Annotated in this window: 24 protein-coding genes; 12 read left to right on the top strand and 12 right to left on the bottom strand. The window is 62.8% G+C overall.

The window, feature by feature from the left end; translation table 11 throughout:
• Positions 1-292 precede the first annotated feature (292 nt).
• Entirely contained in the window at positions 293-496 is a 204-nt protein-coding gene (locus Thiosp_RS19555) for a hypothetical protein (RefSeq protein ID WP_201063952.1), read from the top strand.
• A gap of 110 nt (positions 497-606) precedes the next feature.
• Positions 607-981, top strand: a complete 375-nt coding sequence (locus Thiosp_RS19550; RefSeq protein WP_201063971.1) for a hypothetical protein — start codon at positions 607-609, stop codon at positions 979-981.
• Positions 982-1068: 87 nt separating this feature from the next.
• Here Thiosp_RS19550 and Thiosp_RS19545 read toward each other — a convergent pair whose 3' ends face one another.
• On the bottom strand, positions 1069-2046 hold the full coding sequence (locus Thiosp_RS19545; RefSeq protein WP_201063950.1) for a UDP-glucuronic acid decarboxylase family protein: 978 nt from the start codon (positions 2044-2046) through the stop codon (positions 1069-1071).
• Between the two features lie 154 nt (positions 2047-2200).
• On the opposite strand from Thiosp_RS19545, the gene Thiosp_RS19540 reads away from it, so the two are divergent.
• From Thiosp_RS19540 to tsaB, 7 genes are all read left to right on the top strand, one after another.
• Positions 2201-3163, top strand: a complete 963-nt coding sequence (locus Thiosp_RS19540; RefSeq protein WP_201063948.1) for an ABC transporter ATP-binding protein — start codon at positions 2201-2203, stop codon at positions 3161-3163.
• Positions 3160-4008 (top strand): ABC transporter permease, encoded by an 849-nt coding sequence (locus tag Thiosp_RS19535; RefSeq protein ID WP_201063946.1) that lies wholly within the window; start codon positions 3160-3162, stop codon positions 4006-4008. The genes Thiosp_RS19540 and Thiosp_RS19535 overlap by 4 nt, the downstream gene beginning before the upstream one ends.
• 59 nt (positions 4009-4067) lie before the next feature.
• Positions 4068-6485 carry a penicillin-binding protein 1B gene (mrcB, locus tag Thiosp_RS19530; protein ID WP_323696624.1) on the top strand — a complete coding sequence of 806 codons (2418 nt, stop codon included), beginning with the start codon at positions 4068-4070 and terminating at the stop codon, positions 6483-6485.
• Complete coding sequence (locus Thiosp_RS19525; protein WP_201063944.1) at positions 6485-7279, top strand: tetratricopeptide repeat protein; 795 nt, start codon at positions 6485-6487, stop codon at positions 7277-7279. Before mrcB ends, Thiosp_RS19525 begins: the two co-directional genes overlap by 1 nt.
• 88 nt (positions 7280-7367) lie before the next feature.
• On the top strand, positions 7368-9227 hold the full coding sequence (locus Thiosp_RS19520) for an ATP-dependent DNA helicase (protein WP_323696622.1): 1860 nt from the start codon (positions 7368-7370) through the stop codon (positions 9225-9227).
• A gap of 227 nt (positions 9228-9454) precedes the next feature.
• Positions 9455-10369, top strand: a complete 915-nt coding sequence (locus Thiosp_RS19515; protein WP_201063942.1) for a hypothetical protein — start codon at positions 9455-9457, stop codon at positions 10367-10369.
• A gap of 28 nt (positions 10370-10397) precedes the next feature.
• Positions 10398-11114, top strand: coding sequence for a tRNA (adenosine(37)-N6)-threonylcarbamoyltransferase complex dimerization subunit type 1 TsaB (gene tsaB / locus Thiosp_RS19510; RefSeq protein WP_201063940.1), 717 nt, complete (start codon positions 10398-10400; stop codon positions 11112-11114).
• 36 nt (positions 11115-11150) lie between these two features.
• Here tsaB and Thiosp_RS19505 read toward each other — a convergent pair whose 3' ends face one another.
• Positions 11151-11408, bottom strand: coding sequence for a hypothetical protein (locus tag Thiosp_RS19505; RefSeq protein WP_201063938.1), 258 nt, complete (start codon positions 11406-11408; stop codon positions 11151-11153).
• 232 nt (positions 11409-11640) lie between these two features.
• Between Thiosp_RS19505 and Thiosp_RS19500 the strand changes: the two genes are divergently transcribed.
• Positions 11641-12480, top strand: coding sequence for a ferritin-like domain-containing protein (locus Thiosp_RS19500; protein ID WP_201063936.1), 840 nt, complete (start codon positions 11641-11643; stop codon positions 12478-12480).
• Positions 12481-12509: 29 nt separating this feature from the next.
• Here the strand turns inward: Thiosp_RS19500 and serB are convergent, their stop codons facing one another.
• From serB to hoxE, 8 genes are all read right to left on the bottom strand, one after another.
• Positions 12510-13757, bottom strand: coding sequence for a phosphoserine phosphatase SerB (gene serB, locus Thiosp_RS19495; RefSeq protein ID WP_201063934.1), 1248 nt, complete (start codon positions 13755-13757; stop codon positions 12510-12512).
• Positions 13735-14307 carry a hydrogenase maturation protease gene (locus Thiosp_RS19490; RefSeq protein ID WP_323696620.1) on the bottom strand — a complete coding sequence of 191 codons (573 nt, stop codon included), beginning with the start codon at positions 14305-14307 and terminating at the stop codon, positions 13735-13737. Before Thiosp_RS19490 ends, serB begins: the two co-directional genes overlap by 23 nt.
• Entirely contained in the window at positions 14304-15734 is a 1431-nt protein-coding gene (locus tag Thiosp_RS19485) for a Ni/Fe hydrogenase subunit alpha (protein WP_201063932.1), read from the bottom strand. The genes Thiosp_RS19490 and Thiosp_RS19485 overlap by 4 nt, the downstream gene beginning before the upstream one ends.
• A 129-nt stretch (positions 15735-15863) precedes the next feature.
• Positions 15864-16409, bottom strand: coding sequence for an NADH-quinone oxidoreductase subunit B family protein (locus Thiosp_RS19480; protein ID WP_201063930.1), 546 nt, complete (start codon positions 16407-16409; stop codon positions 15864-15866).
• Entirely contained in the window at positions 16406-17137 is a 732-nt protein-coding gene (hoxU, locus tag Thiosp_RS19475) for a bidirectional hydrogenase complex protein HoxU (RefSeq protein WP_201063929.1), read from the bottom strand. Before hoxU ends, Thiosp_RS19480 begins: the two co-directional genes overlap by 4 nt.
• 153 nt (positions 17138-17290) lie before the next feature.
• Positions 17291-17827 (bottom strand): zinc ribbon domain-containing protein, encoded by a 537-nt coding sequence (locus Thiosp_RS19470; protein WP_201063928.1) that lies wholly within the window; start codon positions 17825-17827, stop codon positions 17291-17293.
• Between the two features lie 37 nt (positions 17828-17864).
• Positions 17865-19490: an NADH-quinone oxidoreductase subunit NuoF gene (gene nuoF / locus Thiosp_RS19465; RefSeq protein ID WP_201063927.1), complete on the bottom strand. Its 1626-nt coding sequence runs from the start codon at positions 19488-19490 to the stop codon at positions 17865-17867.
• Entirely contained in the window at positions 19487-19999 is a 513-nt protein-coding gene (gene hoxE / locus Thiosp_RS19460) for a bidirectional hydrogenase complex protein HoxE (RefSeq protein ID WP_201063926.1), read from the bottom strand. Before hoxE ends, nuoF begins: the two co-directional genes overlap by 4 nt.
• A 246-nt stretch (positions 20000-20245) precedes the next feature.
• Here hoxE and pssA point away from each other — a divergent pair, with 246 nt between their 5' ends.
• Both pssA and Thiosp_RS19450 read left to right on the top strand, forming a co-directional pair.
• Positions 20246-20995 (top strand): CDP-diacylglycerol--serine O-phosphatidyltransferase, encoded by a 750-nt coding sequence (gene pssA, locus Thiosp_RS19455; protein WP_201063924.1) that lies wholly within the window; start codon positions 20246-20248, stop codon positions 20993-20995.
• 88 nt (positions 20996-21083) lie between these two features.
• On the top strand, positions 21084-22874 hold the full coding sequence (locus tag Thiosp_RS19450) for a cation:proton antiporter domain-containing protein (RefSeq protein ID WP_201063922.1): 1791 nt from the start codon (positions 21084-21086) through the stop codon (positions 22872-22874).
• A 102-nt stretch (positions 22875-22976) separates the two neighbouring features.
• On the opposite strand, the gene Thiosp_RS19445 is transcribed toward Thiosp_RS19450, so the two are convergent.
• Together Thiosp_RS19445 and Thiosp_RS19440 are read right to left on the bottom strand one after the other, a co-directional pair.
• Complete coding sequence (locus tag Thiosp_RS19445; RefSeq protein WP_201063920.1) at positions 22977-25046, bottom strand: PAS domain-containing sensor histidine kinase; 2070 nt, start codon at positions 25044-25046, stop codon at positions 22977-22979.
• Positions 25047-25226: 180 nt separating this feature from the next.
• Positions 25227-25805, bottom strand: a complete 579-nt coding sequence (locus Thiosp_RS19440) for a HyaD/HybD family hydrogenase maturation endopeptidase (protein WP_207187992.1) — start codon at positions 25803-25805, stop codon at positions 25227-25229.

The raw sequence follows: 25805 nt of genomic DNA, 5'->3' as shown, positions 1-25805 counted from the left end.
TTTGCGGCATTATAAGGTGCGACGCAGGGCAGGCGATGGCGATTTTACAGTGGCGGCGATTTTCGGTCCGCCGCTGCCGCAACGTTTCCCTACCACCGATGAGCGATTTAACGGAAGTGTGTCACATGCTGGCCGAAAACTTGGAAGCCTGCACCGATCAATGGTGACAACAGGGGCTTGAACGGGGCCGCAAAGAGGGCCGAGAAGCTGCTCGCCATCTCTTACTGCGCCAGGTGCGGCGCCGTTTTGGGTTCTGCATGGGCTGATCAAAGTGCGCCCTTGCTCGCGCGCATTGACGATCTGGCTCAATTCTGAAGAACTCGGCGATCAGCTATTGCTGAGCGCCGATGCCGAAGCTTGGCTGGCTGCCGTGCGTGCGGCACTGCCCGAACACTACCGAGATACGTCTACGCCGCGCGTGACCAAGGCCTGGTTATCGTCGCCGTGGTGGATTGTGATCCGAAAATACACGTTCGGCTGTTTCTTGACCACATAAGCATCAGCATGAAAGAGACTACACGCGCTATATTTCGCTTTGTTGCGGATCGACCTCCGGTGCCTAACCCAGGGCTGGTAAGATAGGATACTCACTGCGCCATCTTCATGATGTTCCAAGAAGACCTCAACCTCATCAAGCAGGAAATTGGCGACTACGTCAAAGACAATCTCAGCGACTGGCTGGTCGAGCAAAGCCTCGGCAAGCCCCCGGTTGTCTATGAGATCGAATTGCGTGAGCGCATGGTGCGCGTTGAAGAAGAGCTCAAAAACCAGCGCGAGTTGATGCGTGAAGGTTTCAACCAGATGGAGAAGCGCTTCGAGCAAGTTGAAAAACGGTTCGAGCAAGTCGATAAGCGCTTTGAGAGTGTGCAGCAAGATATCCGAGGGCTACAGCAACGCATGGACAGTTTCATGCGCTGGTCGTTCGGCATCACGATGGGTACTGGCGGCCTGATTGTCGGTATCCTCAAGCTTTGGCCCTAGCGGGCTCAGTCTGGCCACCGGAGATAACGGAGCCCCGTGGGCCGCGGAAAACGGACTTGGGACAAGATGGATGATTGCCGTCAGCGGCTAATGGCTGAATCTGGCCTGATTCTGAGTGCGCAGCAAGGTCTCGAAGTAGCCGATGGTGGCTCTTAGGCCGTGTTCGAGCGGGATTTTTGGTTCCCAACCGAGGCGCTCCCTGGCCTGTTCGATGACGGGTTGGCGTTGGCGCGGGTCGTCCTTAGGTAGCGGCTTGTGGATGAGTTCGGAGCGCGAGCCGCAGAGTTCGCGGATTTTCTCGGCGAGCTCGCGCATGCGAAATTCTTTCGGGTTGCCGAGATTGATCGGGCCAGTGAGCGCATCCGGGCTGTTCATTAGCCGGACTAGCCCGTCGATCAGGTCATCGACATAGCAGAAAGATCGGCTCTGCTCGCCGTCGCCATAGAGGGTGATGGGCTCATTCCGCAACGCTTGGACGATGAAGTTGGACACCACGCGGCCATCATTGGGATGCATGCGTGGCCCGTAGGTGTTGAAAATGCGGGTAACCTTGACGCGCAAGTCGTGCATCCGGTGGTAGTCGAAAAACAGCGTCTCGGCGCAACGCTTGCCTTCGTCGTAGCAGGCGCGGATGCCGATTGGATTGACGCGTCCCCAGTAGTCTTCTGGTTGCGGGTGGACCTCCGGGTCGCCATACACCTCGCTGGTCGAGGCTTGCAGGATTTTTGCCTTGGTGCGCTTGGACAGTCCGAGCATATTGATCGCACCATGGACGCTGGTCTTGGTTGTCTGCACCGGGTCCAACTGATAATGCACCGGCGAGGCCGGGCAGGCGAGGTTGTAGATTTCATCAACCTCGACATAAAGCGGAAAGGTCACGTCATGGCGCATCAGCTCGAAGTGCGGATCGGCGAGCAGATGGCGGATGTTGTCCTTGGTGCCGGTGTAGAAGTTGTCCAGGCACAGCACGTCTTCTCCGTCCGCGAGTAGACGCTCGCAGAGGTGGCTGCCGAGGAATCCGGCGCCGCCGGTTACCAGGATCTGCTGGCGGTGGTTTCTGATCATGTGATTTTCCTATCAATCACGGGCACCCGCCGGTGCCCATGGGTTGTTGCATCGCGCGGTTGGAGATTAGCTGGTCGCGCCTGGTTGCCGCTGCCAGCGCCCTAGGGTAGGGTGGCGGGTTGAATTTGCTTGGTCAACCGTGGTCTCTGCATCCATGTCGGCACTCATTGCAAGCGAACTGCGAAAAGTCTATCCCTCGGGGCTTCAGGCGCTGAAAGGCGTCGATCTGACGGTCGAGGCCGGTGATTTTTTCGCGCTGCTCGGGCCGAATGGTGCGGGCAAGTCGACGCTAATCGGGATTTTGACATCCCTGGTGAACAAGACGGCCGGGACGGTGCATGTCTTTGGGCACGATCTTGACCGCGAGCCGGAGCAGGTGCGCGCTCAACTCGGCGTGGTGCCGCAGGAGTTCAATTTTAATCTTTTCCTGCCGGTGCTGGAGGTGGTGATCAACCAGGCCGGTTATTTCGGCATTCCGCGGCGCGAGGCGCGCGTGCGCGCGGAGTATTACCTGCGCAAGCTCGATCTGTGGGACAGGCGCGAAACACAAATGCGCCAGCTCTCGGGCGGCCTCAAGCGACGCTTGATGATCGCGCGCGCTCTGGTGCACCAGCCGCGGGTGTTGATTCTCGACGAGCCCACGGCCGGGGTGGATATCGAAATTCGCCGTGCCATGTGGCATTACCTGCGCGAGCTCAATGCCGGTGGCACCACGATTATCCTGACAACACATTACCTGGAAGAAGCCGAGAGCCTGTGCCGGCATCTGGCCATCATCAATCATGGCGAGATTGTGGCGCGGGCCGATATTGCCGAGATGCTCAAGGGACTGCGCTCGGAGACCTTCGTGCTCAATCTGCGTGGACGGGTGACGGAACTCCCGGCACTGGGCGGTTTCGTCTTGGAAACCATCGATGAGAGCACGCTGGAAGTGGAAGTCAGTCGCGACCACAGCATCAATGGTCTGTTCGAGGCATTGTCACGGTGCGGCATTGAAGTGATCAGCATGCGCAACAAGCAAAACCGTTTGGAGAAGCTGTTCCTAGATTTGGTGGACAATCGTGACGATCTTCAGCCAGAGGCCGAACAGGATGCCTTCGCGGGAGCCCAATCATGAGCTCAGACCCGAGTCCAACCCTTATCCCAACTGGGAGCCCAACTGGGAGCCCAACTGAGGGCTCAGTCAGGAGCCGCTGGTATCGGTACTGGGTCGCCTACGAGACGCTGGTAACCAAGGAAACCCTGCGTTTCACGCGGATCTGGATACAGACGCTGTTGCCATCGGTGATTACCACGACATTGTATTTCGTCATCTTCGGGCGGCTGATTGGCGAGCGGATTGGTCCGATGGAGGGCTTCAGCTACCTTGAGTTCATTGTGCCTGGGCTGGTGCTGATGTCGGTGATTACCAATGCCTACTCCAATGTGGTGTCATCCTTTTACAGCAGCAAGTTCTCTCATTACATTGAGGAGCTTTTGGTCTCGCCCACCCCCAACTGGGTGATTCTGGCCGGCTATGTCACCGGCGGCGTGCTGCGCGGACTGAGCGTCGGCGTGGCGGTCACCCTGGTTGCCTTTATTTTTACCGATTTGAGTATCCACAGTTATCTGGTTACGCTGCTGATTTTTTTAATGACAGCCATTCTGTTCGCATTGGGGGGCTTCATCAACGCAATCTTTGCCAACAGTTTTGACGATATTTCCATTATTCCTACCTTTGTGCTGACGCCGCTCACTTACCTTGGCGGGGTGTTCTATTCCATCTCGCTGCTGCCAGAGTTCTGGCAGAATGTCTCACTGCTTAATCCCGTTCTTTACATGGTCAATGCGTTTCGCTATGGCCTTCTCGGCGTGAGCGATATCCCCTTGTGGATCGCATTTTCTCTGGTTGGGTTCTGTATTGCATTGCTCAGCTCGTTTAGCTTGGTGTTGCTGCGGCGCGGCGTCGGCATCAAGAGCTGACCCAGCGGCGGTGTTGACCCGGCTTGAGGTATCCGCGCGGCGGTGGGATGATTCCCGTTATGGATAAAGCACAATTTCGCGCCACGGGGTCGTTGATGGCGCGCCACCGGCGGCGCGCGCTCGCGCGTGCCCAGCGTGGCGGTTTCTGGAGCTTCCTGCTCGGCCTTGGGGTATTGCTGGCGCTCGGTGGCGCCGGGGTGCTGGGGATGTATGCGCTGCAACTCGACGATGTTGTGCGCTCCAAGTTTGAGGGCAAGCGCTGGGCGCTGCCGGCGCGAGTCTATGCCCGCCCACTCGAGCTCTACCAGGGCCGGGTGCTGACGCCAGAGGCGCTGGTGGCGGAGCTTAAGCGGCTAAAGTATCTCCCGGTACCTGAGGTTGACCGCCCCGGCACCTACCTGCGCGACGGCGAGCGGGTGCGCTTCTACACCCACGGCTTTCGCTTCTGGGACGGCGCCGAGCGCTCGGCGCTGCTGGATGTGGCCTTTGCCGACGGGCAGGTCGCCTCGGTGACAACGCTGGATCAGGGGCCGGAAATCGCGCTGGTGCGGCTTGATCCGGCGCTGATCGCGAGTATTTACCCCACCCATATGGAGGACCGGGTGCTGCTGCGACGCGCGCAGTTGCCGGACCTCTTGATCAAGACTCTTCTCGCGGTGGAAGACCGCAAGTTCTACCAGCACATCGGCGTCGATCCCAAAGGCATCCTGCGCGCTGCCTACAAGAATCTAATGGCCGGGCGCACCGTGGAAGGTGCCAGCACCCTGACTCAGCAGTTGGTCAAGAACTTCTACCTCAACCAAGAGCGCACGCTTGAGCGCAAATTGAACGAAGCCTTGATGGCGATATTGCTCGACCTGCGCTATAGCAAGGATGACATCCTCACCGCCTACGCCAACGAGATCTACATGGGCCAGGATGGCAGCCGCGCGATTCACGGCTTTGGTCTCGCCAGTCGCTTCTATTTTGACCGTCCGCTCTCGGAGCTCAGCGTGGCGGACACCGCACTGCTGGTGGCGGTGCTCAAAGGACCGTCCGAGTACAACCCCCGCCGTCATCCAGAAAAGGCGCTGGAACGCCGCAACCTGGTGATCGACATCATGGCGCATCACCAGATCATCACCGCCGCCGCGGCCGAGCAGGCCAAGGCCGACCCGCTCGGCCTGCGCGAGGGCGGTGCGCGACCGAGCGGGGACTATCCGGCTTTTGTGCAACTGGTGCGGCGCCAGCTGCAGCGCGACTACCGCGAGGAGGATCTGCGTTCAGAAGGCCTGAAGATTTTCACCACCCTGGACCCATTGGTCCAGACCGCCGCCGAGCGCGCGATTCAAGACCGGCTGCCGAAGCTTGAGAAGCAGCGCGGCTTTCGCTCCGGCACGCTTGAATCAGCCGCGGTGGTGACCTCGGTCGCGCAAGGGGAAGTGCTGGCGCTGGTCGGTAGCCGCAATTCCGCGTTCGAAGGGTTCAACCGCGCGCTGGATGCGGTGCGATCGATTGGCTCTGCGGTCAAGCCGGCCATTTATCTCACCGCGCTCGAGCAACCTGAACGATACTCCTTAGTGACCCCGATTTCAGACCGGCCTGTTAGCGTGCGCGTCGGTGTCGATGTCTGGGAACCGAAAAACTACGATCATCGCGTTCACGGCGACGTGCCGCTTTACCGCGCACTGGCTAAGTCCTACAACCTGGCCGCGGTGAACCTGGGGCTGGAGCTGGGGGTCGATCAGGTGGCGGCGACCCTCAGGCAGCTGGGTGCCATGCGCCAGATCAACCCGGTGCCCGCCATGCTGCTGGGCTCGGTGTCCCTGGCTCCGATCGAAGTCGCGCAGGTGTATCAAACCATTGCCGCCGGCGGCTTCCGCACGCCGCTGCGTGCTATTCGCGAAGTACTCGATGCCTCCGGTCGCCCCTTGAGCCGTTATCCGCTGGCCGTGGAGCCGGTGGTGCGTGGCGATGCGGCCTTCATGACCCAATGGGCCATGCGCCAGGTGGTGGAGCAGGGCACGGCCGTCTGGCTCAAGCAGCGCCTGCCTGAAGGGCTGAGCGTGGCCGGCAAAACGGGCACCACCAATGACCTGCGCGACAGCTGGTTTGCCGGTTTCAGTGGGGACAAGGTGACAGTGGTTTGGGTCGGACGCGATAATAATCAGTCAAGCGGTCTGACCGGCTCGAGCGGGGCACTGCGTGTGTGGGGTGACCTGATGGCCAGCATCGACAATCAGCCCTTGAGCGATGTTCCGCCCGATGGCGTGGTCATGACCCAGGGCTGTGGCGGACTGACAGTGCCGGTCAATGCCGAGTTTGCCGCGGTCGCCGCCTGCCCGGCCCCAAGCGGCGAGGCAGTGGCGGAGGCCAATAGTGACGCGGCTCCCGAGGGTGCGGCGCAGGAGACAGGGTCTGAGCGTCCAAAGCCTGCCCCCAGCCGAGAGGATCGGGGCTCGCGCAATCTTTTCCTCAGCGATTTTTATGGTAACTGATGATTGAGCACAAACAATTCCGCTTCCCCCTAGGCATACTGACCGGGGTCTTGGTCGCAGCGGTGGCCAGCGGCTGCAGCACCCCGCAGCGCCAGGAACCGCCAGCGCCCATTGTGGATGCCCGACGTCCTCCACCCGCAGCGGTGACCCCCAGTCAGCGCCAACAGACTCCGCCGCCTGAGCCGGCGCGGGTTTACGCCTACCAGCCGATGACTGAGAGCCCGCCCCCGGGCGCGGTTCCGGGGGCGCCTGGCGTGGCTGCGAATGCCCAGACCGGCGCCCTGGCTCAGAGCCCTGAAGCCCGGGCTGGAGGGCCGGCTGGGCAAGCGCAACCGCAACCGGCCGCTGGTGGGCAAGCCAGTGCCGTGCCGCCGATAGCCCCGCCGCCGGCGGCCGAGCCCGGCTCGATGACGCCTGCGCTTCCGGCACCGGAGACGCGGGTTGCCTCCTCCGGCGCGCTCCAGGCTCCGCAGATGACTCCGGCGGTCGATGCGCTGGTCACGCAAGCCGAGCGTCAGCGCCAGAGCAGCGACTATGCCGGCGCTGCTGCGACGTTGGAGCGGGCGCTGCGCCTGCAGTCACGTGAAGGCTATCTGTGGAATCGTCTGGCCCATGTGCGCCTGGAACAAGGGCTGGCAAGTCAGGCGGCTAATCTCGCCAAGCGCGCGAATGACCTCTCTGGCGACAGCAGCAACCTGAAACGCGACAACTGGCTGGTGATATCGGACGCGCGTCGTCGCACCGGAGACATCCAGGGCGCGCAGGAAGCCCAACTCAAGGCTTCGGGAGGTTGAGCCGATTGAGCTCCAATCGATCTTCGGCCCACGCGGGCGGCTTGCGCGGCACTTGCATCATTTTGGCGTCAGGCCGCAACAGCTGGCGATGGCGACCACGGTGGCCGAAGAGATCGCCGAGGGCGGCACCCTCATCTGCGAGGCTGGCACCGGCACCGGCAAGACCCTCGCCTATCTGATCCCCGCCTTGCTGTGCGGGCGCAAGGTGGTCATCTCCACCGGCACCCGCACCCTACAGGACCAGCTCTTTCACCAAGACTTGCCCTTGGCCCGGCGCCTGCTCGGCATCCCGGTGCGGGTGGCACTGCTCAAAGGGCGGGCCAACTACCTGTGCCTGCAGCGACTGGAGCAAACCGGCGCGGACCGCGCCAAGCGCGACCCCGGTCTGCGCGTGGAGCTTGCAAGCGTGCGTGACTGGGCGCGAGTCACGCGCAGCGGTGATGTGGCCGAGTCCGGCCTGCCCGAGCGTTCGCCGCTATGGCCGCTGGTGACCTCCACCGCGGATAATTGCCTCGGGCAGGACTGCGCCCACTGGGGCGACTGTCACCTGGTGGTGGCGCGCCGCCAGGCGCAGGAGGCCGACCTGGTGGTGATCAATCACCATCTATTGTGCGCCGATATGGCGCTGCGCCAGGAAGGCCTGGGCGAAGTGCTTCCGGGAGCTGATTGCTTTGTCATCGACGAGGCGCATCAGTTGCCTGAGGTAGCCGGGGTGTTTTTCGGCCGCTCGCTCAGCAGCTATCAGCTGCTCGATTTCGCCCGCGATCTCAGCGCCGATTTGACCCGCGAGGCCCGTGGGCTCATTGATTTGTCCGCGCCGCTCGAGCAGCTGCGCCCGGCGGTGCAGAGCTTGCGCCTGGCGTTCGGCACCGAAGACCGGCGCTCTGCCTGGGCCGAGATCAGCGCGGAGCCGCGGGTGCAAGACGCGCGCGCGGCGCTCGGGGAGCTGCTTGAGCAGATCGACGCAAACCTTGAGACCATCGCCGGGCATTCCAAGACACTCGATCGCGACCATGAGCGCTGTCGCGATCTGCGCGAGCGCCTGGAGCTCTTCGCCGCCGAGGAGACCACCGATCAGGTGCGCTGGCTTGATGCCCAGGGACGCGGCTTTCGTCTGCATCAGACCCCGCTCGAGGTGGCCAGCAGCTTTCAGGCGCATCGCGCGCGCTTGCCCGCAGCCTGGGTCTTCACCTCCGCCACGCTGGCGGTGGGCGAGTCCTTCACGCACTTCGCCCGCCAGATGGGACTTGAGGACGCCCGCACCGCGCGCTGGGAAAGTCCGTTCGATCACGCGCGACAGGCCCTTTGGCTCACGCCGCCGCAGATGCCCGAGCCAGCCGATGCGACGCATGACGCCAGCGTCGCCGAGTTGGTGCGCGAGCTTGCCCCGATCACTCGCGGGCGCATGTTCGTGCTCTTCACCAGTCACCGCGCGCTGCAGCAGGTGGCCAGGCTGCTCGAGGGCGCGCTCGACTATCCGCTGCTGGTGCATGGGCAGGCCCCGCGCGCTGAATTGATCCGCCGCTTTCGCGAGCATGGCAACGCCGTGCTGCTTGGCAGCGCCAGCTTCTGGGAGGGGGTCGACGTGCGCGGGGAGGCGCTCTCCTGCGTGATTGTCGACAAGCTGCCGTTCGCGTCTCCCGCCGATCCAGTCGTGCGCGCGCGCATCGACGCCCTGCGCGAGGCGGGTGGTCAGCCGTTTCGTGATTTCCAGCTGCCGCGTGCGGTGATTGCACTAAAGCAGGGCGCTGGCCGTTTGATTCGTGATACCAGCGACCGCGGCTTATTCGTGCTGTGCGATCCGCGCCTGGCTAGCAAGCCTTATGGTGCCGCCTTCGTCAAGAGCCTGCCGCCGATGACGCGCACGGAGTCCCTGGCGGATGTGCGCGCGTTTTTCGGGACTTCCTTGCCGCCGTCCGCGCCAGCAAGCACTGGGGAAGCCAACTGATGCGTCTGTTTGCGGTTTTTGTGCCCGCGCCGATTTGGGATTGCGCCCACAAGGGGCTATAGTGTGGGGTGTTTATTTTGTGATCGGGTGCTGAGAAATTTGCTCACCCGCGCGCTTGCGTGGTTTTCATTTGGTCTTGATGACATGGGGCGTTCTATCTTGAAGTCGCGCGGCCTCCGCGGCATATTGCAAACAGCGCTTTTCTGGTCGGTATCGCGGGGCGGGGTATGCTAGACGATGACTATTCGCTCAAGGAGGTCGACAGCGAAGAACTTCGCGAACTGCTCGCCGAGAGTGAAACCATTGAAGAGCCTGACTCCGGGGCAAGCGCCATTTGCGAGCGTATTCTGTCGCTGCGCAGCCGCGGGCTGCGCCAGGCGCTGCCTGCGTTGATGATGGAGCTTGAGCGGATCGCGCGCGAGACGCTCGGCGCCGAGGAGCGCATCACCGTCATGCACTGCGTCAAGAAACCGGTGCTGAAGGCGATTGCCAGTCTGCCCAAGCCGCGCGGACCGGCGCCAACAAAAAACAACGCCAATACCCTCGAGCAGCGTCTGCTGCTGCTGATGATTTACAACCTGCGCAAGACCCTGCACGAGATCGACCGCACCCAGAGCAGCCGCCACGCCGATGACGACAGCGAGCGCATCTGGGTGCTGCAGCATCTGTTCCGCTTCTTCACCCGTCAGATCCGCTACGGCATCGACTGGGACCGCCCGCTACCGCAGCATACCTGGCGCGATCTGCACGATCTCTTCGTCTATCTCGTGGTGCGCGGCATGGTGCAGCTCACATCTGACTTCAGCGTATCGATTTTTGATGAGGAATTTGACGCCGAGATCGAATACAAGCGCGCCTTGCTGCTGGGCCTGGCCGATCGTCTCACCAACCGGCGGGCCAAGACCGAGGACTTCTTCAAAGAGCTCAAGCGCTGGGCTAGCGAGACGCGCCTCCAGGACCCGAACGGACTCGTGGGGCAGACTGGCCTGATCAAGGTGGAAGTCACCCAGGACGAGCCGCCGCTGATGTTCGAAGGCGCGCTGGCGCAGTCCTTCCGCGGTTGGGTGGTGCGCCCCCCGGAGGCGTTTCGCGAGTTCATCGACTCGGTCAATCACGGCACCACCGCGTCCGTTCAGGCCTGACGGTCTTTCCCCATCCTTCTCCGCGTCCATGAAAATTCTGGCGCTTGAGACCTCCGGCGTCTTTTGCTCCGCCGCGCTCTTGTGCGACGGCGACGTGCTTGGCCTGCATGAGGAGGCCCCGCGCCGCCATGGCGAGCGTCTGTTGCCGATGATGGAGGAAGTGCTCGCGCGCGGGGGCGTGCGGCTTAAGCAACTCGATGCCATTGCCTTTGGTCGCGGCCCTGGGTCTTTTACCGGCGTGCGCATTGCCGCGGCCGTGGCGCAAGGGGTGGCCTTCGGTGCAGGCGTGCCCTTGGTGGGCATTTCAACCCTGGCTGCGCTGGCCCATGCCGGCTGGCGCCAACACGGGCACACGACTGTGCTTGCAGTCATTGATGCCCGCATCGGCGAGCTTTACTGGGGGCTGTTTGAGATTGCAGGGCAGGGGCGGGCGAGCGCGCTGCAACCCGAACAGGTCAGCGCAGCGGAGCGAGTGGATGTAACAGCCGGGTTGCGTGCCTTTGATAGGCTGCTGGATTTCGGGGTGGGCAATGGCTGGTCGCTTTATCGCGATGCGCTGATCGCGCGCACTGGCCTAGGTGATGATCGCATCGATGCCGATTTAAGCTGCACCGCAGCCGATATCGCCGAACTTGCCGCCAGTGCGGTTGCGTCGGGGGAGACGGTGCCACCTGAGCAGGGGCTGCCGGTCTATCTGCGCGACCAGGTCGCAACAAAACCGGCAGGCGTGCCGCCGGCGGTGTGATCTTTAGGCGACTGACAGAAATCGCCTAAGTCTTGCTTATGCGCCCGAGCCTGAAGAGTGGCAGTCGCTGGCCTGGTGCCGATGCGGGCAGTGGCGGCGCAGACAGGTCAGCACGTACTGAGTCAGAGTCAGGCCTACGCCGAGAAAAACCGCTGCGCTGCCGAGTGTGCGAGCCAGCGGGCTTGTCTGTGCGAAGCCCAGCATGAGCCAGGTCAGGAAGGTAATGATGCCGGCCAGTATGGCGACCATGGCGAAGGGCCAGGGGCTGCTTGAGCATTTGGGGCAAAGTTTCATCAAAGGCCTCGCGGTGCCGGTAACGCAGCCGGACCATGCAGCCTGTTTGGCGATCAGGCCTGGGCCGCTCCCGGACTTGGGTCAACAACGGGTCTCGATCAATGCTGGTAGCATACCTGATCATGGCACGCGCTGGAATTGCGTTTTCCCCTATTTCTCTATGGTGTCATCCATGATTCAGGTGTTTTTGCGCTTCGTGGGTCCCGATCACCTGGGCGGATGAATCCGATTGATGCACGATAATTTTTCACAATCTCCAGGCTGCAGCAACAAGCTGCAGGCGGGGGCGCGGGATGTGCTGCGGCTGTGCGACATTGAGACCAAGCTGAGCGCCACCGAGTCGCTGGCGGCGCGCTGGCGTGCGGGGGAGCTGGCTGTCGAGGACACCGCCACGGCATGCCCGCCCGAGTCCGTCGGGCGTCCGGCGCGCCCGCTGCTTGTGTCGCCGCGCGACCTGCCCAGACGCGGGCTCGGCACGGCGGAGGGACGTGCCGCGCTGCTGCACGCTGTCGCTCACATTGAATTTAACGCCATCAATCTGGCGCTCGATGCCGTGCAGCGTTTTGCCGGGTTGCCGCGCGCGTATTACGACGACTGGGTGCGGGTCGCGGCAGAGGAGGCCTCGCACTTCGCGCTCATGCGCGAGCGCCTGCGCACGCTAGGCTTCGACTACGGCGATTTCCCCGCCCACGACGGACTCTGGGAGATGGCCACCGCCACCGCCGATGATGCGCTCGCGCGCATGGCGCTGGTGCCACGCGGGCTTGAGGCGCGCGGGCTGGATGTCACCCCCGGTATGATCGAGCGCTTGCGCCAGGTTGGCGACGATGCCAGTGCCGATGCGCTCGGGATTATTCTGCGCGACGAAGTTGGCCATGTGGCAGCCGGATCGCACTGGTTTGCTTATCTGTGCGAGCAACGTGAGTGCGACCCGGCCTCGACCTATGTCGCCCTGCTACGCCAGCACATGAAAGGTCGGGTTCCCTGTCCGGTCAATCTCGCCGACCGCCGCCGGGCCGGATTCGACCAGGCCGAGCTTGAGCAGCTCGCAAAGCTCTGTGCCGAGGGATGATTCATCCCGTTTGGATGATGCGATCGCTGTTATCGCTGCAAATGCTCGAGGTCGCGGTCGCGCATGCCGAGCAGGTAGAGAATGCCGTCGAGGCCGACGGCGGCCAGTGAGTGCCTGGCCTGTTCCTTGACCAGCGGCTTAGCGTGAAAAGCAATGCCAAGGCCGGCGATGGCGAGCATTGGCAGATCATTGGCGCCGTCGCCGACGGCGATAACCTGCTCAAGGCGGATGCCTTCCTGTGCGGCGATGTCGCGCAACAGCTGGGCTTTGCGGGCACCGTCGACGATGGGGGCGGTGACCTCTCCACTCAGGCGGCCGCCCTGGAAATCGAGCGGATTGGCGTGAACGATATCGATGCCAAGTCGTTGTTTGAGATGCTCGGCAAAGTAGGTGAAGCCGCCAGAGAGAATGGCGATGCGGTAGCCAAGGGCTTTCAGACTGCTGATGAGCCGTTCGGCGCCCTCGGTAATCGGAAGGCGGGCCGCGATCTCGGCCAGCACGGACTCCTCCAGGCCCTTCAGCAAGGCAACCCGCTCGCGGAAGCTGGCATTGAAGTCCAGCTCGCCGCGCATGGCGCGCTCGGTGATGGCGGCGACCTGCTCGCCAACGCCAGCGGCGGCGGCGAGCTCGTCGATCACCTCGGCCTGGATGAGCGTCGAGTCCATGTCGAAGCAGACCAACCGGCGGTTGCGGCGGAAGATGTCATCTTCCTGAATGGCAATGTCGATATCGAGCTGATTGCCAAGCTCCAGAAAGCTGGCATGGAGGCTGGAGATATCGGGCACCGGCCCGCGCAGCCAGAACTCCACGCAGGCGGGGCGTATGCCTGATGCGCGGGCGGACGTGTCGCCCCCGCTCTCGCGCTGGGAAATGCGACCAGACAAACGCGTGATCTGGTCGATATTGAGCCCATGACGGCTGACGACCCCGGCGACGCGGGCGAGTTGTTCGGCGTTAATCACAGCACCGAGAAGGGTCAGTATATGACGTGGCTGGCCCTGCTCGCGCACCCAATCTTCGTAGGCGTCGGATTCGATCGGCGTGAAGCGCGCATCGAGCCCTAGGCGGTGGGCGGTGAACAGCAGCTCGCGAAACACCTGGCAGCCGGTGCTGTCGGCTGGCAGTTCGACCAGAATGCCGAGTGCCAGGGTGTTATGGATGACCGACTGACCGATGTCGAGAATGCGCACCCGGTCGCCTGCTAGGGCCTCGGTCAGGGTCATGGTGATACCGGGGCGGTCGCGCCCGGTGACTTCAATCAGAACAACTTCTTGCATCGCTGTGTTCGGTGACGGGGTCGGTGATGGGGTCAGTGATGGGTTGCTGGATGCCGAGTCGTTCCAGCACCGCGTCGATCATCGGCTGCACGGCGGCGGCGGCGGTCTCGCTCAGGCGAAAATGTCCATAGTCGAAGTCCGCGCCACCGGCGGTGATCAGCCAGGCCTCAGGCACCCGGCCATAGAGGCCTTGGCTCCAGGCCAGCAGCTCGCGTGGGTCGTGAAAATGGGCCATGGTCGAGAGCGCGGAGGCGTCGGGCTGCAGCGCTTGCAGGCGCAGCTCCCCGGGTGGCAGATCCACGGCGGCGTCGAGAAAAATCACCTGCTCAACCTGAGCCAGGTCTGCGGCGAGCTCGGCGGTCAGGATGTGGCGCGCCTCGACGCGCACCCAGTCGGGCAGGTGTTGTTGTTGCAGCCGGTCAGCGACGATTGGGCCAATGGCATCGTCACCGCGAATTGGGCTGCCGTAGCCGATGACCAACGCGGAGCGGTCTGGCAGTGGTCGGCTCGGAGCCGGTTTGCCCTTGGCCGGTCGAGCGGAATGGATCAATCCCGCACCAGTCGGTCGACCACCTTGCCTGCCGGGTCTGTCAGCTCAATCACCAGCGGCATCTGCCCGAAGGCGTGTGAGGCGCAGGACAGGCAGGGATCGTAGCAGCGGATGACAGCCTCGACGCGATTGAGCATGCTTTCGTTGAGCTTGTTGCCGTCGACATAGGTATCGGCCACTTGCTTGATGCTGCGATTCATGGCCAAGTTGTTGTGGCCGGTGGCGATGATCAGGTCGACCCAGGTGATGAGGCCATGATCGTCGATCTTGTAATGGTGCATCAGGGTGCCGCGCGGCGCTTCGGATACGCCGATGCCTTCGTAACGGTTGCCGCGTGCGTGGGCGCGCACCCGGTGGTCGAGAATATCCGGCTCTTTTAGAATTCGCTGCATGCGCTCAATGGCAAAGATAATTTCGACCAGGCGCGCGTAGTGGTAGTGGAAGCTCGAAGTGATTGGCCCCGAGTCTTCCTGCAGGGTGCGGAATTCGGCCAGGGCGACATCGGCGTAGGGGGTGCCGCAGGAATCGGCATTGTTCAGCCTGGCCAGCGGGCCGACGCGATAGATGCCCCGCGGGTAGCCCATGGGCCTGTAGTAGGGGAACTTCATGTAGCTGAAGTCCTCCACCGCCTCGCCGATCAGGCGCTTGTAGTCGCGCGGCGGGACCTTGTCCTCGATGATGCGGCCCTTGGCGTCCTTGACGCGCAGCAGGCCGGTGGTGTGCTCGAGCTGGCCGGTCTCGGAAACCAGACTCAGAAACAGGGTCGGCATGGTGCCGAAACTCTCGGCCTCGTGCTTGAACTTTGGCAGCAGGCTTTTGAAGCTGGCGTAAGTGCGCTTGGCGATTTCCAGGGCGTCTGGGAGCATGGCCTGGATGGCGTCGCGCTTTTCTTCCGACAGGGCCTCGCTGACACCGCCGGGCACCACCCAGGTGGGGTGGATTTTCTTACCACCCAGAATCTCGATGATGGTCTGGCCAATCTGGCGCAGGCGGATGCCATCCCGCGCTAGCTCAGGCTCTTGCTGCATGACGCCGAAGACATTTCGCGTCTTAGGGTCGGCCTCCCAGCCAAGCAGCAGATCGGGCGACGACAGATGAAAGAAGGACAGCGCATGCGACTGCACGATTTGCCCCAGATTCATGATTTGGCGCAGCTTTTCTGCCGTTGGCGGGATGGTGACGGCGAGCAGGTCGTCGCAGGCTTTGTTGGATGCCAGCAGGTGGCTGACCGGGCAGATACCGCAGGTGCGCGCGGTTAGCGCCGGCATTTCCCGATAGGGGCGGCCTTCGCAGAACTTCTCGAAGCCGCGGAACTGGGTCAGGTGGAACTTGGCGTCTTCCACCTCGCCGGTGTCGGCAAGCTGCAACGAAATGCGCGCATGTCCCTCGATGCGGGTGACCGGCTCAATGGTGATGGTGCGGCTCATGGTCGGCGGCTCTTGGCTGGATGGCGGTTGACGAGATAGCTGTTGACGGTGTCGATGTCAGCTCCGAATGCTGCGGGCTGGATGGCGCGGAACGGGCGGAAATGAACGAATATCGGCCGTCGCGGTAGCTCAGGCACCGAATCGGGTGAGCTCGTTGGAGTCAGGCGTGCGCCCGGCGATCAGCTCGCTCAGCACAAAATGAATGGCATCTGCTGGCGGCGGGCAGCCTGGTACGTAGAGATCCACCGGCACCACGGCATGCAGCGGCAGCACGGTCTGGCGCAGGCGCGGAACCCCCTCGGTCGGAATCTGCGGGTTGATATCGACATTTTCCCGATAGGCGCGCTCAATGACGGCATCGAGCTTGAACGCATTGCGCATCGCCGGGACATTGCCATTGACCGCGCAGTCGCCGAGGCTGATCAGAAACTTGCAATGCTTGCGAAAGGCCTTGGCCTTCTCGAAGTCGTCATCGTTGCTGACCGAGCCCTCAATGATGCCAAGATCGACCTGCTCGGGTAGCTCTTTGGCATCGACCAGCGGGCTATAGACCATGTCGATCTGACCGGCCAAGGCCACCAGCCGCTCGTCCATGTCGAGAAAGGACATGTGGCAGCCTGAGCAGCCGTCGAGCCAGGTGGTGGCGACCGTGATTTTGGTGGCGGATGCGCTCATCGCTGGTGTCTCCGGCGGGCAAGAATCGGCAGGAAGCTCTGATCTTTGACCATTTCCCCGGCAGAAGTGCCCTGCTTGACCAGTGCGCCGGTCGGGCAGACTTGCACGCACTTGCCGCAGCTGGTGCAGGTGGTGCTATCGCCCCAGGGGCGGGCCATGTCGGTGATCACCTGGCAGTCGCTGCCGCGGCCCATGATGTCCCAGGTGTGAGCGCCCTCGATTTCGTCGCAGACGCGCACACACCTTGTGCAGAGTACGCAGCGGTTGTGGTCGACGCGGAACATCTCATGAGAGCTGTCGACCTGATACTGGTGATAGCGATAAGGCATGTGGACGTGATTGACACCACAGCCTTGGGCGAGATTCTGCAGCTCGCAGTGGCCGTTGGAGACGCATACCGAGCAAACATGATTGCGCTCGGCGAAGAGCAGCTCGACGATGGTGCGCCGGTAGCGCTGCAGCCGCTCGGTGTTGGTGATGACATGCATGCCCTCGGCGACCCGGGTCGAGCAGGCGGCGAACAGGCGGTTCTGGCCTTCGAGCTCGACTAGGCACAGGCGGCAGCCGCCAAGAATCGACAGGCCGTCGAGATAGCACAGACTGGGGATCGGAATCTGATTTTCCCGACAGACCTCGATGATGGTTTCATCCTCGCGGGCCGACAGGTCCTGGCCGTCGATCCGCAGGGTGACGACCCGGACATTGCTGGCTGGCGTTGGCAATGGCATGCGCTGGACTCCGCTCGGCTCGGCTGGTGGTTTTCGGGCTGGGTTGCGATGGAAGGTCTTTGCTGGTCGGCGAGCGCGAAAGGCTCGCTGTCAGCGGCTCGGCATCAGGCAGTCGGTATCATCCGATGCGCGATATCAGGCCGTTGCCCGACATCAGGCGGCGCTGCCTGAATTTTGGCCAGCATCTTGGCCAGCGTTTTGACCGGTGGCCGCTTGTTCAGCCTGTTCGGCTTCTTCGATCATTTCTTTGTGCAGGTTGTCGATTTTCCAATTGCGGTAATGCAGGTACGCAAGCAGGTTCTTGCCGACGAACCAGATGACTCCGCCAATAACCATGGCCCAGGCAAGCCAGCCAATGGGCGTGCGCTCGCTCGCCTGAATGCCATTGCCCTGAAGGCTGTCGACCATGTCGCCGTTGCTACCCATGACACCAACCAGCATGCCGCCCCAGAACAGGATAAAGGCGACAGGTATTCGGTCCGACCAGTGGTAGGGCTTGCCGGGGTAGGCGTTTGGGCTTAGCTGCGGCGATGCCGATCCTTCTTCGCTGCTGTGCGCCGGGTCGGCCAGAGCAGAGGAGGAACTAGAGGAAGACCCGGTGTCGCTGCGTAGCGGAAAACCGCAATGAGGGCAGACCGGGGCCTGGTCGGAGACCTTGCCTTCGCATTCAGGGCATTGAATCAGTGCCATTCGTCGCTCGCTATCGATGTCAGTTGTCGATTGTGATTCAGGCCGCGTCTTTCTGGCGCAGCCGTTGTTCGTATTCGTCGCGGAAGTAGCGCAGGGTGCTGACCACCGGATTGGGTGCGGTTTGTCCGAGTCCACACAGGCTGGTGGCCTGGACTACCTCGCAGAGTTCCTCGAGTAGCGCGAGGTCGTCCTGTGTCGCCTGCGCCTTGGCGATGCGGTCGAGCAGTTCGTGCATCTGCGCGGTGCCGGCGCGGCAGGGGATGCACTTGCCGCAGGACTCCGACATGCAGAACTCCATGAAAAAGCGCGCTACCTCGACCATGCTGGAGGTCTCGTCCATCACGATCATACCGCCTGAGCCCATGATGGTACCCAGGGTTTTGAGGCTATCGTAGTCCACCGGAGTGTCGAGATGCGACTCAGGGATGCAGCCGCCGGATGGGCCGCCGGTTTGCACCGCCTTGAAGGCCTTGTCGTTGGGGATGCCGCCGCCGATGGACTCTATAATATCGCGCAGCGGGGTGCCCATGGGCACTTCAATGAGGCCAGTGTTGCGAATGGCACCGGCGAGCGCAAAGACTTTGGTCCCCTTGGAGCGCTCGGTGCCGATGCCAGCGTACCAGTTGCCGCCCTCGCGGACGATGGGGGCGATATTGGCGAATGTCTCGACATTGTTGATCAGTGTCGGGCAGCCCCAGAGTCCGGACTCGGCCGGGTAGGGTGGGCGCGGGCGCGGCTGACCGCGTCCGCCTTCAACTGAGGCCATGAGCGCGGTTTCCTCGCCACAGACGAAGGCACCGGCGCCAAGGCGAATTTCGATATCGAAGTTGAACTCGGTCACGCAGATGTGATGGCCGAGAAAGCCGGCGCGCTTGGCTTTGCGAATGGCGGTTTTCAGCCGTTCGACCGCCAGCGGATACTCGGCGCGGATATAAACAAAACCTTTGTCGGCGCCGATGGCGTAGGCGGCAATCGCCATGCCCTCGAGCACCCGGTGGGGGTCGGACTCGAGAATGGCGCGGTCCATGAATGCGCCGGGATCGCCTTCGTCGGCGTTGCAGATTACGTATTTTTGTCGCGTTGGCATCTTGGCGACGGTCGACCATTTAAGGCCGGTCGGATAACCGCCACCACCGCGGCCGCGCAGCCCGCTGGTGGTCACCTCGGCGATGACCTCAGCCGGGGTCATTTCCGTCAGTGCCTGCACCATGGCCTGATAGCCGCCAAGGGCGACATACCCCTTAAAGCTGTTGGGGTCTACCACGCCTGAGTTTTCTAGCACCACGCGCTGCTGACGGGCAAAAAACGGCATGTCGTTGGGGCAGCGTAGGCGCTCGACGGGCGCTCCGGTCTTGGCGCCGGTCAGTATCTCAGGTGCATCGGCGGCGGTGACATCGCGATAAATGCTCGCATCATCAAGTGAGGCATCGCGCTCCGCGACCGCCACCAGCGGGCCGGCAGAGCACAGGCCCATGCAGCCGACCTGCTTGACACGGCAGCCGGGGTGTTCATCCTCAGTGCAGCCTTGCGTGAGTGCGTCGAGCACCGGCATCGCACCCGAGGACTGGCAGCTCGCGGCGGTGCAGACGCGGATCTCGGTCTTGACCGTGGCGTTTTCGTCGCGATGCTTGTTGGCGAGTTCTTCGAGATCATCGACATTCATTGCGCGATCTCCTGCTTGATCTTCTCGGCGAGCTTGGCGTTAAGTGCATCACTGTCGAGCTTGCCCGAGACCTGTCCGTCGATCACCACCGCGGGTGCCAACCCGCAAGCACCGACGCAGCGCGCGGTCATGACCGACAGGGCGCCATCTTCGGTCGTTTCGCTCGGATTGACGCCGAAGTGCTGTTCCAGCCCCTCGATCAGCGCACCCGCGCCCTGAATGTAGCAGGCGGTGCCGGTGCAGACTACGCAGCTATGGCGCCCCTGCGGCTTGAGCATGAACAGATGATAGAAGGTCGCGACGCCATAGACCTTGCTCAGCGGCAGGTCGAGCGAGTCGGCGACGAACATCATCGCATCCTCATCCAGATAACCAAAGGCATCCTGCACGCTGTGCAGCGCCTCGATCAGCGCATGCTCGGCGTAGCCGGAACGGCGCATGGTGGCATTGACGAGCTTCCAGCGCTTATCGTTGCTGGGCAGGCTCGGGCGGGGGCGTTGCATGGTCATAGTACGGGGGAATCCATTGCTTGGCCTCGATCATTCGACGATTGCGTCCACCGGCGGCGGGCGCGACCCTGACAGGCGCCATTAAAACGCGAGTGGGGCGGGTGCGCCAAGTAAAGATTTGATGTCGGCCGGCACTGCGTGGTTGAGAAGTGAGGAATTCGACCAGCAAGCGTGGATGTCAGAGCGCCCACAATCCTGCATACTTTGCAGTCTCTAGAGTCTTCAATCACCGCTTTCCAACGGGCCATGCAACCAGAAAACGACAAACCACCGCGGCGCGGGGGCATCTATCTGCTGCCGAATCTGTTCACCACGGCAGCGCTGTTCTCCGGTTTCTTCGCCATTCTGGCAGCCGATCAGGGCCGCTTTGAGGCCGCCGCCCTGGGCATCTTCGCCGCCATGTTGTTCGATGGCTTCGACGGGCGCATCGCCCGCATGACCAACACCCAGAGCGATTTTGGCGCTGAATACGACAGCCTTTCGGACATGGTCGCCTTTGGGGTGGCGCCGGCACTGGTGGTCTACAACTGGGCGCTGACTGGGCTTGGCAAGCTGGGCTGGCTGGCGGCCTTTGTCTACACCGCAGGCGCCGCGTTGCGTCTGGCGCGCTTTAACACCCAGATCGGCGTGGCTGACAAGCGCTATTTTCAGGGCCTGCCGAGTCCTGCCGCTGCTGCCATCCTGGCCGGGGCGGTCTGGATCGGCACGGACAACGCACTCGCGGGCGCTTATCTCGGCTGGCTGGCCGTGCCGATGACCGCTGGGGCCGGATTGCTCATGGTGAGCAATTTTCGCTACCACAGCTTCAAGGAACTGGATGTCCATGGTCGTGTGCCATTCGTGGTCATGGTGGCTGTGATGCTTGGCTTTGCGCTGGTGGTGCTTGATCCGCCCATCGTGTTGTTCGCGCTCTTTCTTGCCTTTGCAATCTCCGGGCCTCTGATGACTCTGATTCAGCGCAATCAGAGGCTGAGCGCCCGACGGCGCGAGCGTTAGAGGGCAATCCGCCAACTCCCCGGCCACTATCGGACTCCGATCCGAGCCACTATTTCAGCCAGTATCTGAGCCAACATCCGAGCACCTAATGGACCCGGAATCTTTTGTCTCTTCAGCCGTCTTGCTGCTCGTCGTGGCAGCGACAGCCGTGGCCTTGTTTCGGCATTTCGGCCTCGGCTCGATTCTCGGTCTCTTGGTCGCCGGCATTTTGCTCGGCCCCCATACCCCGGGCCCGTCCATTACCAGCGACGTTGAAGACCTGCGCCACTTCGCCGAACTCGGTGTGGTGCTTTTGTTGTTCGTCATCGGGCTTGAAATGCACCCCGGGCGGCTATGGGAGATGCGCCGCACGCTTTTTGGCCTCGGGTCCCTGCAGGTTTTGATCAGCGGCGGCTGTTTGGCGGCCTATTTCCGGCTGTTTCAACCCGATTGGTCAACAGCGCTTCTGCTCGGCATGAGTTTGGCCTTGTCCTCGACAGCGTTGGTGATGCAGCTGCTGCAGGAACGTGCGGAGATCGCCAGCCATCACGGGCAGACGGCCTTTGCCATCCTGCTGATGCAGGACTTGGCCGTGGTGCCCCTGTTGGCCATGATCCCCGTGCTGGCGGATGTCGGGCCGCTGCCGGTTGAGATTCCGCTGTGGGAGCAGCTCGCCATTGTGGCACTGCTGGTCGGCGCCGTGATCCTGGTCGGGCGCTACCTGGTGCCCTGGCTGCTTGAGCGACTGATGCACCAGGGCAATCGCGATGCCTTCTTCCTGGTGGTGCTGGCCTCGGTCTTTCTGGCTGCCTTCGCAATGAAAACTGCCGGTCTGTCGATGGCGCTCGGTGCTTTTCTGATGGGCGTGATGCTGTCGGGCTCGCGCTACAACCTGCAGATTCAGGCATTGGTCGAGCCCCACAAAGGGCTCTTGATGAGTCTGTTCTTTGTGGCCGTCGGCATGTCCGTAGATATTGGTGTGCTGGCCCAGCAGCCTGAGCGCTTCGCCATGCACCTGGGCAGTCTGCTGGCGATCAAAATCTTGGTGCTGTTTGTCCTCTGCCTGCTGTTCGGCATCACCCGCGCCGCGGCGGTGCGGGTGGCCTTTTTGCTGTCTCAGGCCGGGGAGTTCGGGTTTGTGCTGTTCGGCGCAGCCAAGGCGCTGGAGATGATCGACGACCGCACCTTTGTGCTGGTGGTCGGCGTGATTTCGGTCAGCATGCTGCTGACCCCGCTGCTGGTGAAGCTCGGCGAAGGGCTGGCGCGCCTGGCGCCGGATCGCGAAGGCGATGTCGATCCATCCCTGCGGCTGGAGTCGAATCGCGCAGACCAAGGGCCGCCGCGGGTGGTGATCGGCGGCTTTGGGCGGGTGGGGCATACCATCGGCGCCATTTTGTCCGGGAACGGTATTCCGTACATTGCTTTCGAGTCCAGCCCACAGCTGGTTGCGAACTGGCGTCGCGAGGGGTGCCCCGTGTATTTCGGCGACATGGGCGACCCGCACCTGCTCGAGGCGGTGGATATCGAGCAGGTCGAGTTGGTGGTGCTGACCATCGACGACCAGCGCGCCGCGATTAAAGCGACCGAGCTGATCCGCGCCTATGCCCCCGGGGTGAAAATCGTCGCCCGCGCGCGCGATTTGACAACCTGCGATGCGTTGCTGCGCGCCGGCGCCACCCGTGCCTTCCCTGAAGCGGTGGAAGCCAGCCTGCGCCTGGCTGCCGAAACCCTGAGCGCGCTGGATCTCGCGACCGAGGAAGTCGATATCCTGCTCGACAACGCCCGCGGCGGCGGCTATGCCCTGGTGCGTGAGGAGGTGCCGGAAGATCTCGGCCGGGTGGCTGAGCCGATGGCGCGCACAGAGGAGACGCCTGCGCAGAGCGAGTCGGGTGCCGCTTAAGATCCCGCGACAACCTGGATCGAGATGATCAGAGCGCGATGATCATTCCTGTCGATTTCGGGATTTTCGCGAGGCGGGTCTGGAGAGGGAAGCGATGACACGTCAATCATCCCCGCAGCTTCGCGCAATCTCTGCAACCGCGGCTTTATGGGCTGCGCGCAGGTCGGTCAGGATGTCTTGATAAGTCGTCTGACCAGCATCGAGCGCCTTTTCCAGGCGATCGGCTGCGGCACTGAGCCGATTGGCGCCAACATTGCCGGCAGCGCCGCGCAGGCGGTGGGCGATGGCGCGGGCTTCGGAGCGGTTTTCGGCTCCGAGGGCAGCGGTGATGGCGTCCATATCGAGGCTCGAGGATTGCGCAAAGTCGCGCAGCAACTCGTTGCACTCGGCACGATCGCCGAGCAGCGCGAAAAGGTGCTCGAGGTCGACGTCGGCTGCGGCGCTTTCTGCCTCAGTGTTGAATGACGGGGTCGCGGCTGGCGGATCTGGACTGATCGAGCTCGGGCCTGGCTCGCTCCCGGCGCCGCTCACCGCGGACGGCAACCAGCGCCCGAGTATGCTTTTCAGCTCGCTCAATCGCAGTGGCTTGGCCAGTAGGTCGCTGAGGCCGGCGGTGCGGATGCGCTCGCGCTCGGTGGTGGTGACGCCGGCGGTGAGCGCAACGACCGGCAGCTTGGCCCAGGCAGGGTTATTGCGCAGTTGCTCGGTGGCGCTCAGGCCGTCCATCTCCGGCATCTGGATGTCCATCAGCACCAGGTCGAAGTCGCTCTCGGCCAGACGCTGCAGTGCCTCGCGACCGTTCGGCGCCAGCGTGACCTCGGCGCCGAACAAGCACAGCATGTCGTGGATAATGCGCTGGTTGATGGGCTGATCCTCGGCGACCAGGATGCGCCGCCCGCGCAGGTCCAGGTCGGCGGCGTTTGCTGCGCGGCTGGCGGAGGAGTCGGCGCTGGCGAACTCACTTGGCGCCTGGGTCGGAACGAGGCTGATCTCGAAGGAGAAGCGGCTGCCGACTTCGGGAGTACTTTCGATCTCCAGCCGCCCGCCCATGCGCTCGACCAGATGGCGGCTGATGCTCAAGCCCAGCCCGGTGCCGCCGAAGCGACGCGCGATGGAATTATCGCCCTGGGTGAAAGGCTGAAACAGCCGTGCCTGGGTGTCCTGATCCATGCCGATGCCGGTGTCGCCCACTGACCAGCGCAGTCGCACCGCATCCTCGCTCTGCTCCAGGCATTGCAGGCACAGGCTGATTTCGCCGTGTTCGGTAAACTTGATCGCGTTGCTCAGCAGGTTGGATAAGACCTGGCGCAGGCGCAGAGGATCGCCGATCAGCCAGCGTGGCACGGCCGGATCACAGGAGGAGACCAGCTGCAAGCCTTTGCTCTGGGCCATGGGCGCGAACAGAGAGCGTTCGCTCTCGAACAGCGCCTCGCGGTCGAAGGGGACGCTCTCCAGGCTGAGCTCGCCGGAGTCGATCTTCGACTGATCGAGAATGTCATTGAGAATGCCAAGCAACTGCTCGCCGGATTGATGCAGTTCTTGCAGGTATTGGCGCGTGGTGTCATCCAACGGGCGGCGCAGGGCCAGTTCCGCCAGGCCGAGAACGCCGTTCATCGGGGTGCGGATTTCGTGGCTCATGCGCGCGAGAAAGGCGCTTTTCACCTCGGCCGCGGCTTCTGCTCGGGTCACGGCCTTGGTCAGGGCCTCATTGCTGGCGCGCAGCTGGTCTTCAAGCTCGTGGCGTTCGGTGATGTCGACCGAGATATTGCCCGTGCCCACGAGCTCGCCTTGGGGGCTGAAGATCGGGTGCTTTTTGGTCAGGTAGTAGCGTGTGCTGCCGTCGTGCGCCATGACGGGCTCTTCGCGCACGATGACCTCGCCTGCAGGCAGGCGCTGGGCGGCGCGCTCATCGGCCATGTAGGTGCGCACCGGCTCAGTATCCGGGGAAACATCAAAGATCTCGGCATCGGTCTTGCCGATCAGCGACTCGACCGAGGGCTTCCCGGCTACGCTGGCAAAGGCGGCGTTCGCGGCCACGACCCGCAGGTCCAGGTCCTTGACCACCACAATGGCGTCGCTATGCTCGACCACTGCTGAAAGGGCCGCCACTTTCCATTGCCAGGGACCCAAGTCCGCTGCACTCTGGGGCTCGTCCAGTTGTTTGTGCTGCATCAGGTACCTCAGGCCGGAATTTTTATCGCGGCGCGCGCATCAGCGTGGTGAGCCCGCGGCGCTTGCCAAAGCAAGAATGTTACCACTGGTAACGGCCAGAGAATGTGCGGAACTCTCCAGTCTTCTTAGACTGGTCGAGGAGCTGCGCGGGGGCTCGACTGCTTGATTTTGTCGTCGCGGTCAATCCGAGCCAGCGGCGTCACCGCGAAAGAGCGCGGTGCCGGTCGGGGAGGGGGTAGCAACGCCGGGCTGGCGCGGCTGCATCCTGATGTGCCAGTCGCGAAGAATTGCTTCGACGCTGGACAAAATGGCGGGGAGCTGGCGTTCAACCGGCGCGGACAGCTCGGTGCCGAGCTCGAGGTTTTCCGGCACCACGCCAAGCAGGGCGATTTCTTGCGGGCGGTAGTCGAGCAGTCGCGTCAGGGCCAGCACGTCACTGATGCCGAGATGATGCATGGACAGCTTTTTCGACAGGGCGGCGAGGATGGCGTCGTTGCGCAGGATCTGGATGTCTCCGGGCGCGCCCTCTGGTGCGAACAGGGCGTCGAGCAGCAGGATGTAGTCGTGCTGACGGAACAGCTCAAGCAGGTCGAGACCTGTGGTGCCGCCGTCGACCAGCTCTATCTTGGGAGTGAAGGCAAAGCCTTGTTCGAGCCGGCGCAGGACATGGATGCCGACGCCTTCGTCGCTGAGCAGGAGGTTACCGAGTCCGATGATGAGTGCATCGGGCTCGGCGGCTGGTCCTGGTTGGGAGGCCAA

Origin of the sequence: Thiorhodovibrio litoralis, from assembly GCF_033954455.1 — a bacterium.
Lineage (GTDB): Bacteria > Pseudomonadota > Gammaproteobacteria > Chromatiales > Chromatiaceae > Thiorhodovibrio > Thiorhodovibrio litoralis.
This window is presented reverse-complemented; position numbering and strand designations above follow the sequence as displayed.

Bases quoted from the DNA above. Each gene is read 5' to 3' on its own strand.
- Thiosp_RS19545 (WP_201063950.1), bottom strand. From the start codon at position 2,046: ATGATCAGAAACCACCGCCAGCAGATCCTGGTAACCGGCGGCGCCGGA.
- Thiosp_RS19445 (WP_201063920.1), bottom strand. From the start codon at position 25,046: ATGCAGCACAAACAACTGGACGAGCCCCAGAGTGCAGCGGACTTGGGT.
- Thiosp_RS19450 (WP_201063922.1), top strand. From the start codon at position 21,084: ATGGACCCGGAATCTTTTGTCTCTTCAGCCGTCTTGCTGCTCGTCGTG.
- Thiosp_RS19485 (WP_201063932.1), bottom strand. From the start codon at position 15,734: ATGAGCCGCACCATCACCATTGAGCCGGTCACCCGCATCGAGGGACAT.
- hoxU (WP_201063929.1), bottom strand. From the start codon at position 17,137: ATGCCATTGCCAACGCCAGCCAGCAATGTCCGGGTCGTCACCCTGCGG.
- pssA (WP_201063924.1), top strand. From the start codon at position 20,246: ATGCAACCAGAAAACGACAAACCACCGCGGCGCGGGGGCATCTATCTG.
- Thiosp_RS19535 (WP_201063946.1), top strand. From the start codon at position 3,160: ATGAGCTCAGACCCGAGTCCAACCCTTATCCCAACTGGGAGCCCAACT.
- nuoF (WP_201063927.1), bottom strand. From the start codon at position 19,490: ATGAATGTCGATGATCTCGAAGAACTCGCCAACAAGCATCGCGACGAA.
- Thiosp_RS19515 (WP_201063942.1), top strand. From the start codon at position 9,455: ATGCTAGACGATGACTATTCGCTCAAGGAGGTCGACAGCGAAGAACTT.
- Thiosp_RS19540 (WP_201063948.1), top strand. From the start codon at position 2,201: ATGTCGGCACTCATTGCAAGCGAACTGCGAAAAGTCTATCCCTCGGGG.
- Thiosp_RS19520 (WP_323696622.1), top strand. From the start codon at position 7,368: ATGGCGACCACGGTGGCCGAAGAGATCGCCGAGGGCGGCACCCTCATC.
- tsaB (WP_201063940.1), top strand. From the start codon at position 10,398: ATGAAAATTCTGGCGCTTGAGACCTCCGGCGTCTTTTGCTCCGCCGCG.
- Thiosp_RS19480 (WP_201063930.1), bottom strand. From the start codon at position 16,409: ATGAGCGCATCCGCCACCAAAATCACGGTCGCCACCACCTGGCTCGAC.
- Thiosp_RS19500 (WP_201063936.1), top strand. From the start codon at position 11,641: ATGCACGATAATTTTTCACAATCTCCAGGCTGCAGCAACAAGCTGCAG.
- hoxE (WP_201063926.1), bottom strand. From the start codon at position 19,999: ATGACCATGCAACGCCCCCGCCCGAGCCTGCCCAGCAACGATAAGCGC.
- Thiosp_RS19550 (WP_201063971.1), top strand. From the start codon at position 607: ATGTTCCAAGAAGACCTCAACCTCATCAAGCAGGAAATTGGCGACTAC.
- Thiosp_RS19505 (WP_201063938.1), bottom strand. From the start codon at position 11,408: ATGAAACTTTGCCCCAAATGCTCAAGCAGCCCCTGGCCCTTCGCCATG.
- serB (WP_201063934.1), bottom strand. From the start codon at position 13,757: ATGCAAGAAGTTGTTCTGATTGAAGTCACCGGGCGCGACCGCCCCGGT.
- Thiosp_RS19470 (WP_201063928.1), bottom strand. From the start codon at position 17,827: ATGGCACTGATTCAATGCCCTGAATGCGAAGGCAAGGTCTCCGACCAG.
- Thiosp_RS19525 (WP_201063944.1), top strand. From the start codon at position 6,485: ATGATTGAGCACAAACAATTCCGCTTCCCCCTAGGCATACTGACCGGG.
- mrcB (WP_323696624.1), top strand. From the start codon at position 4,068: ATGGATAAAGCACAATTTCGCGCCACGGGGTCGTTGATGGCGCGCCAC.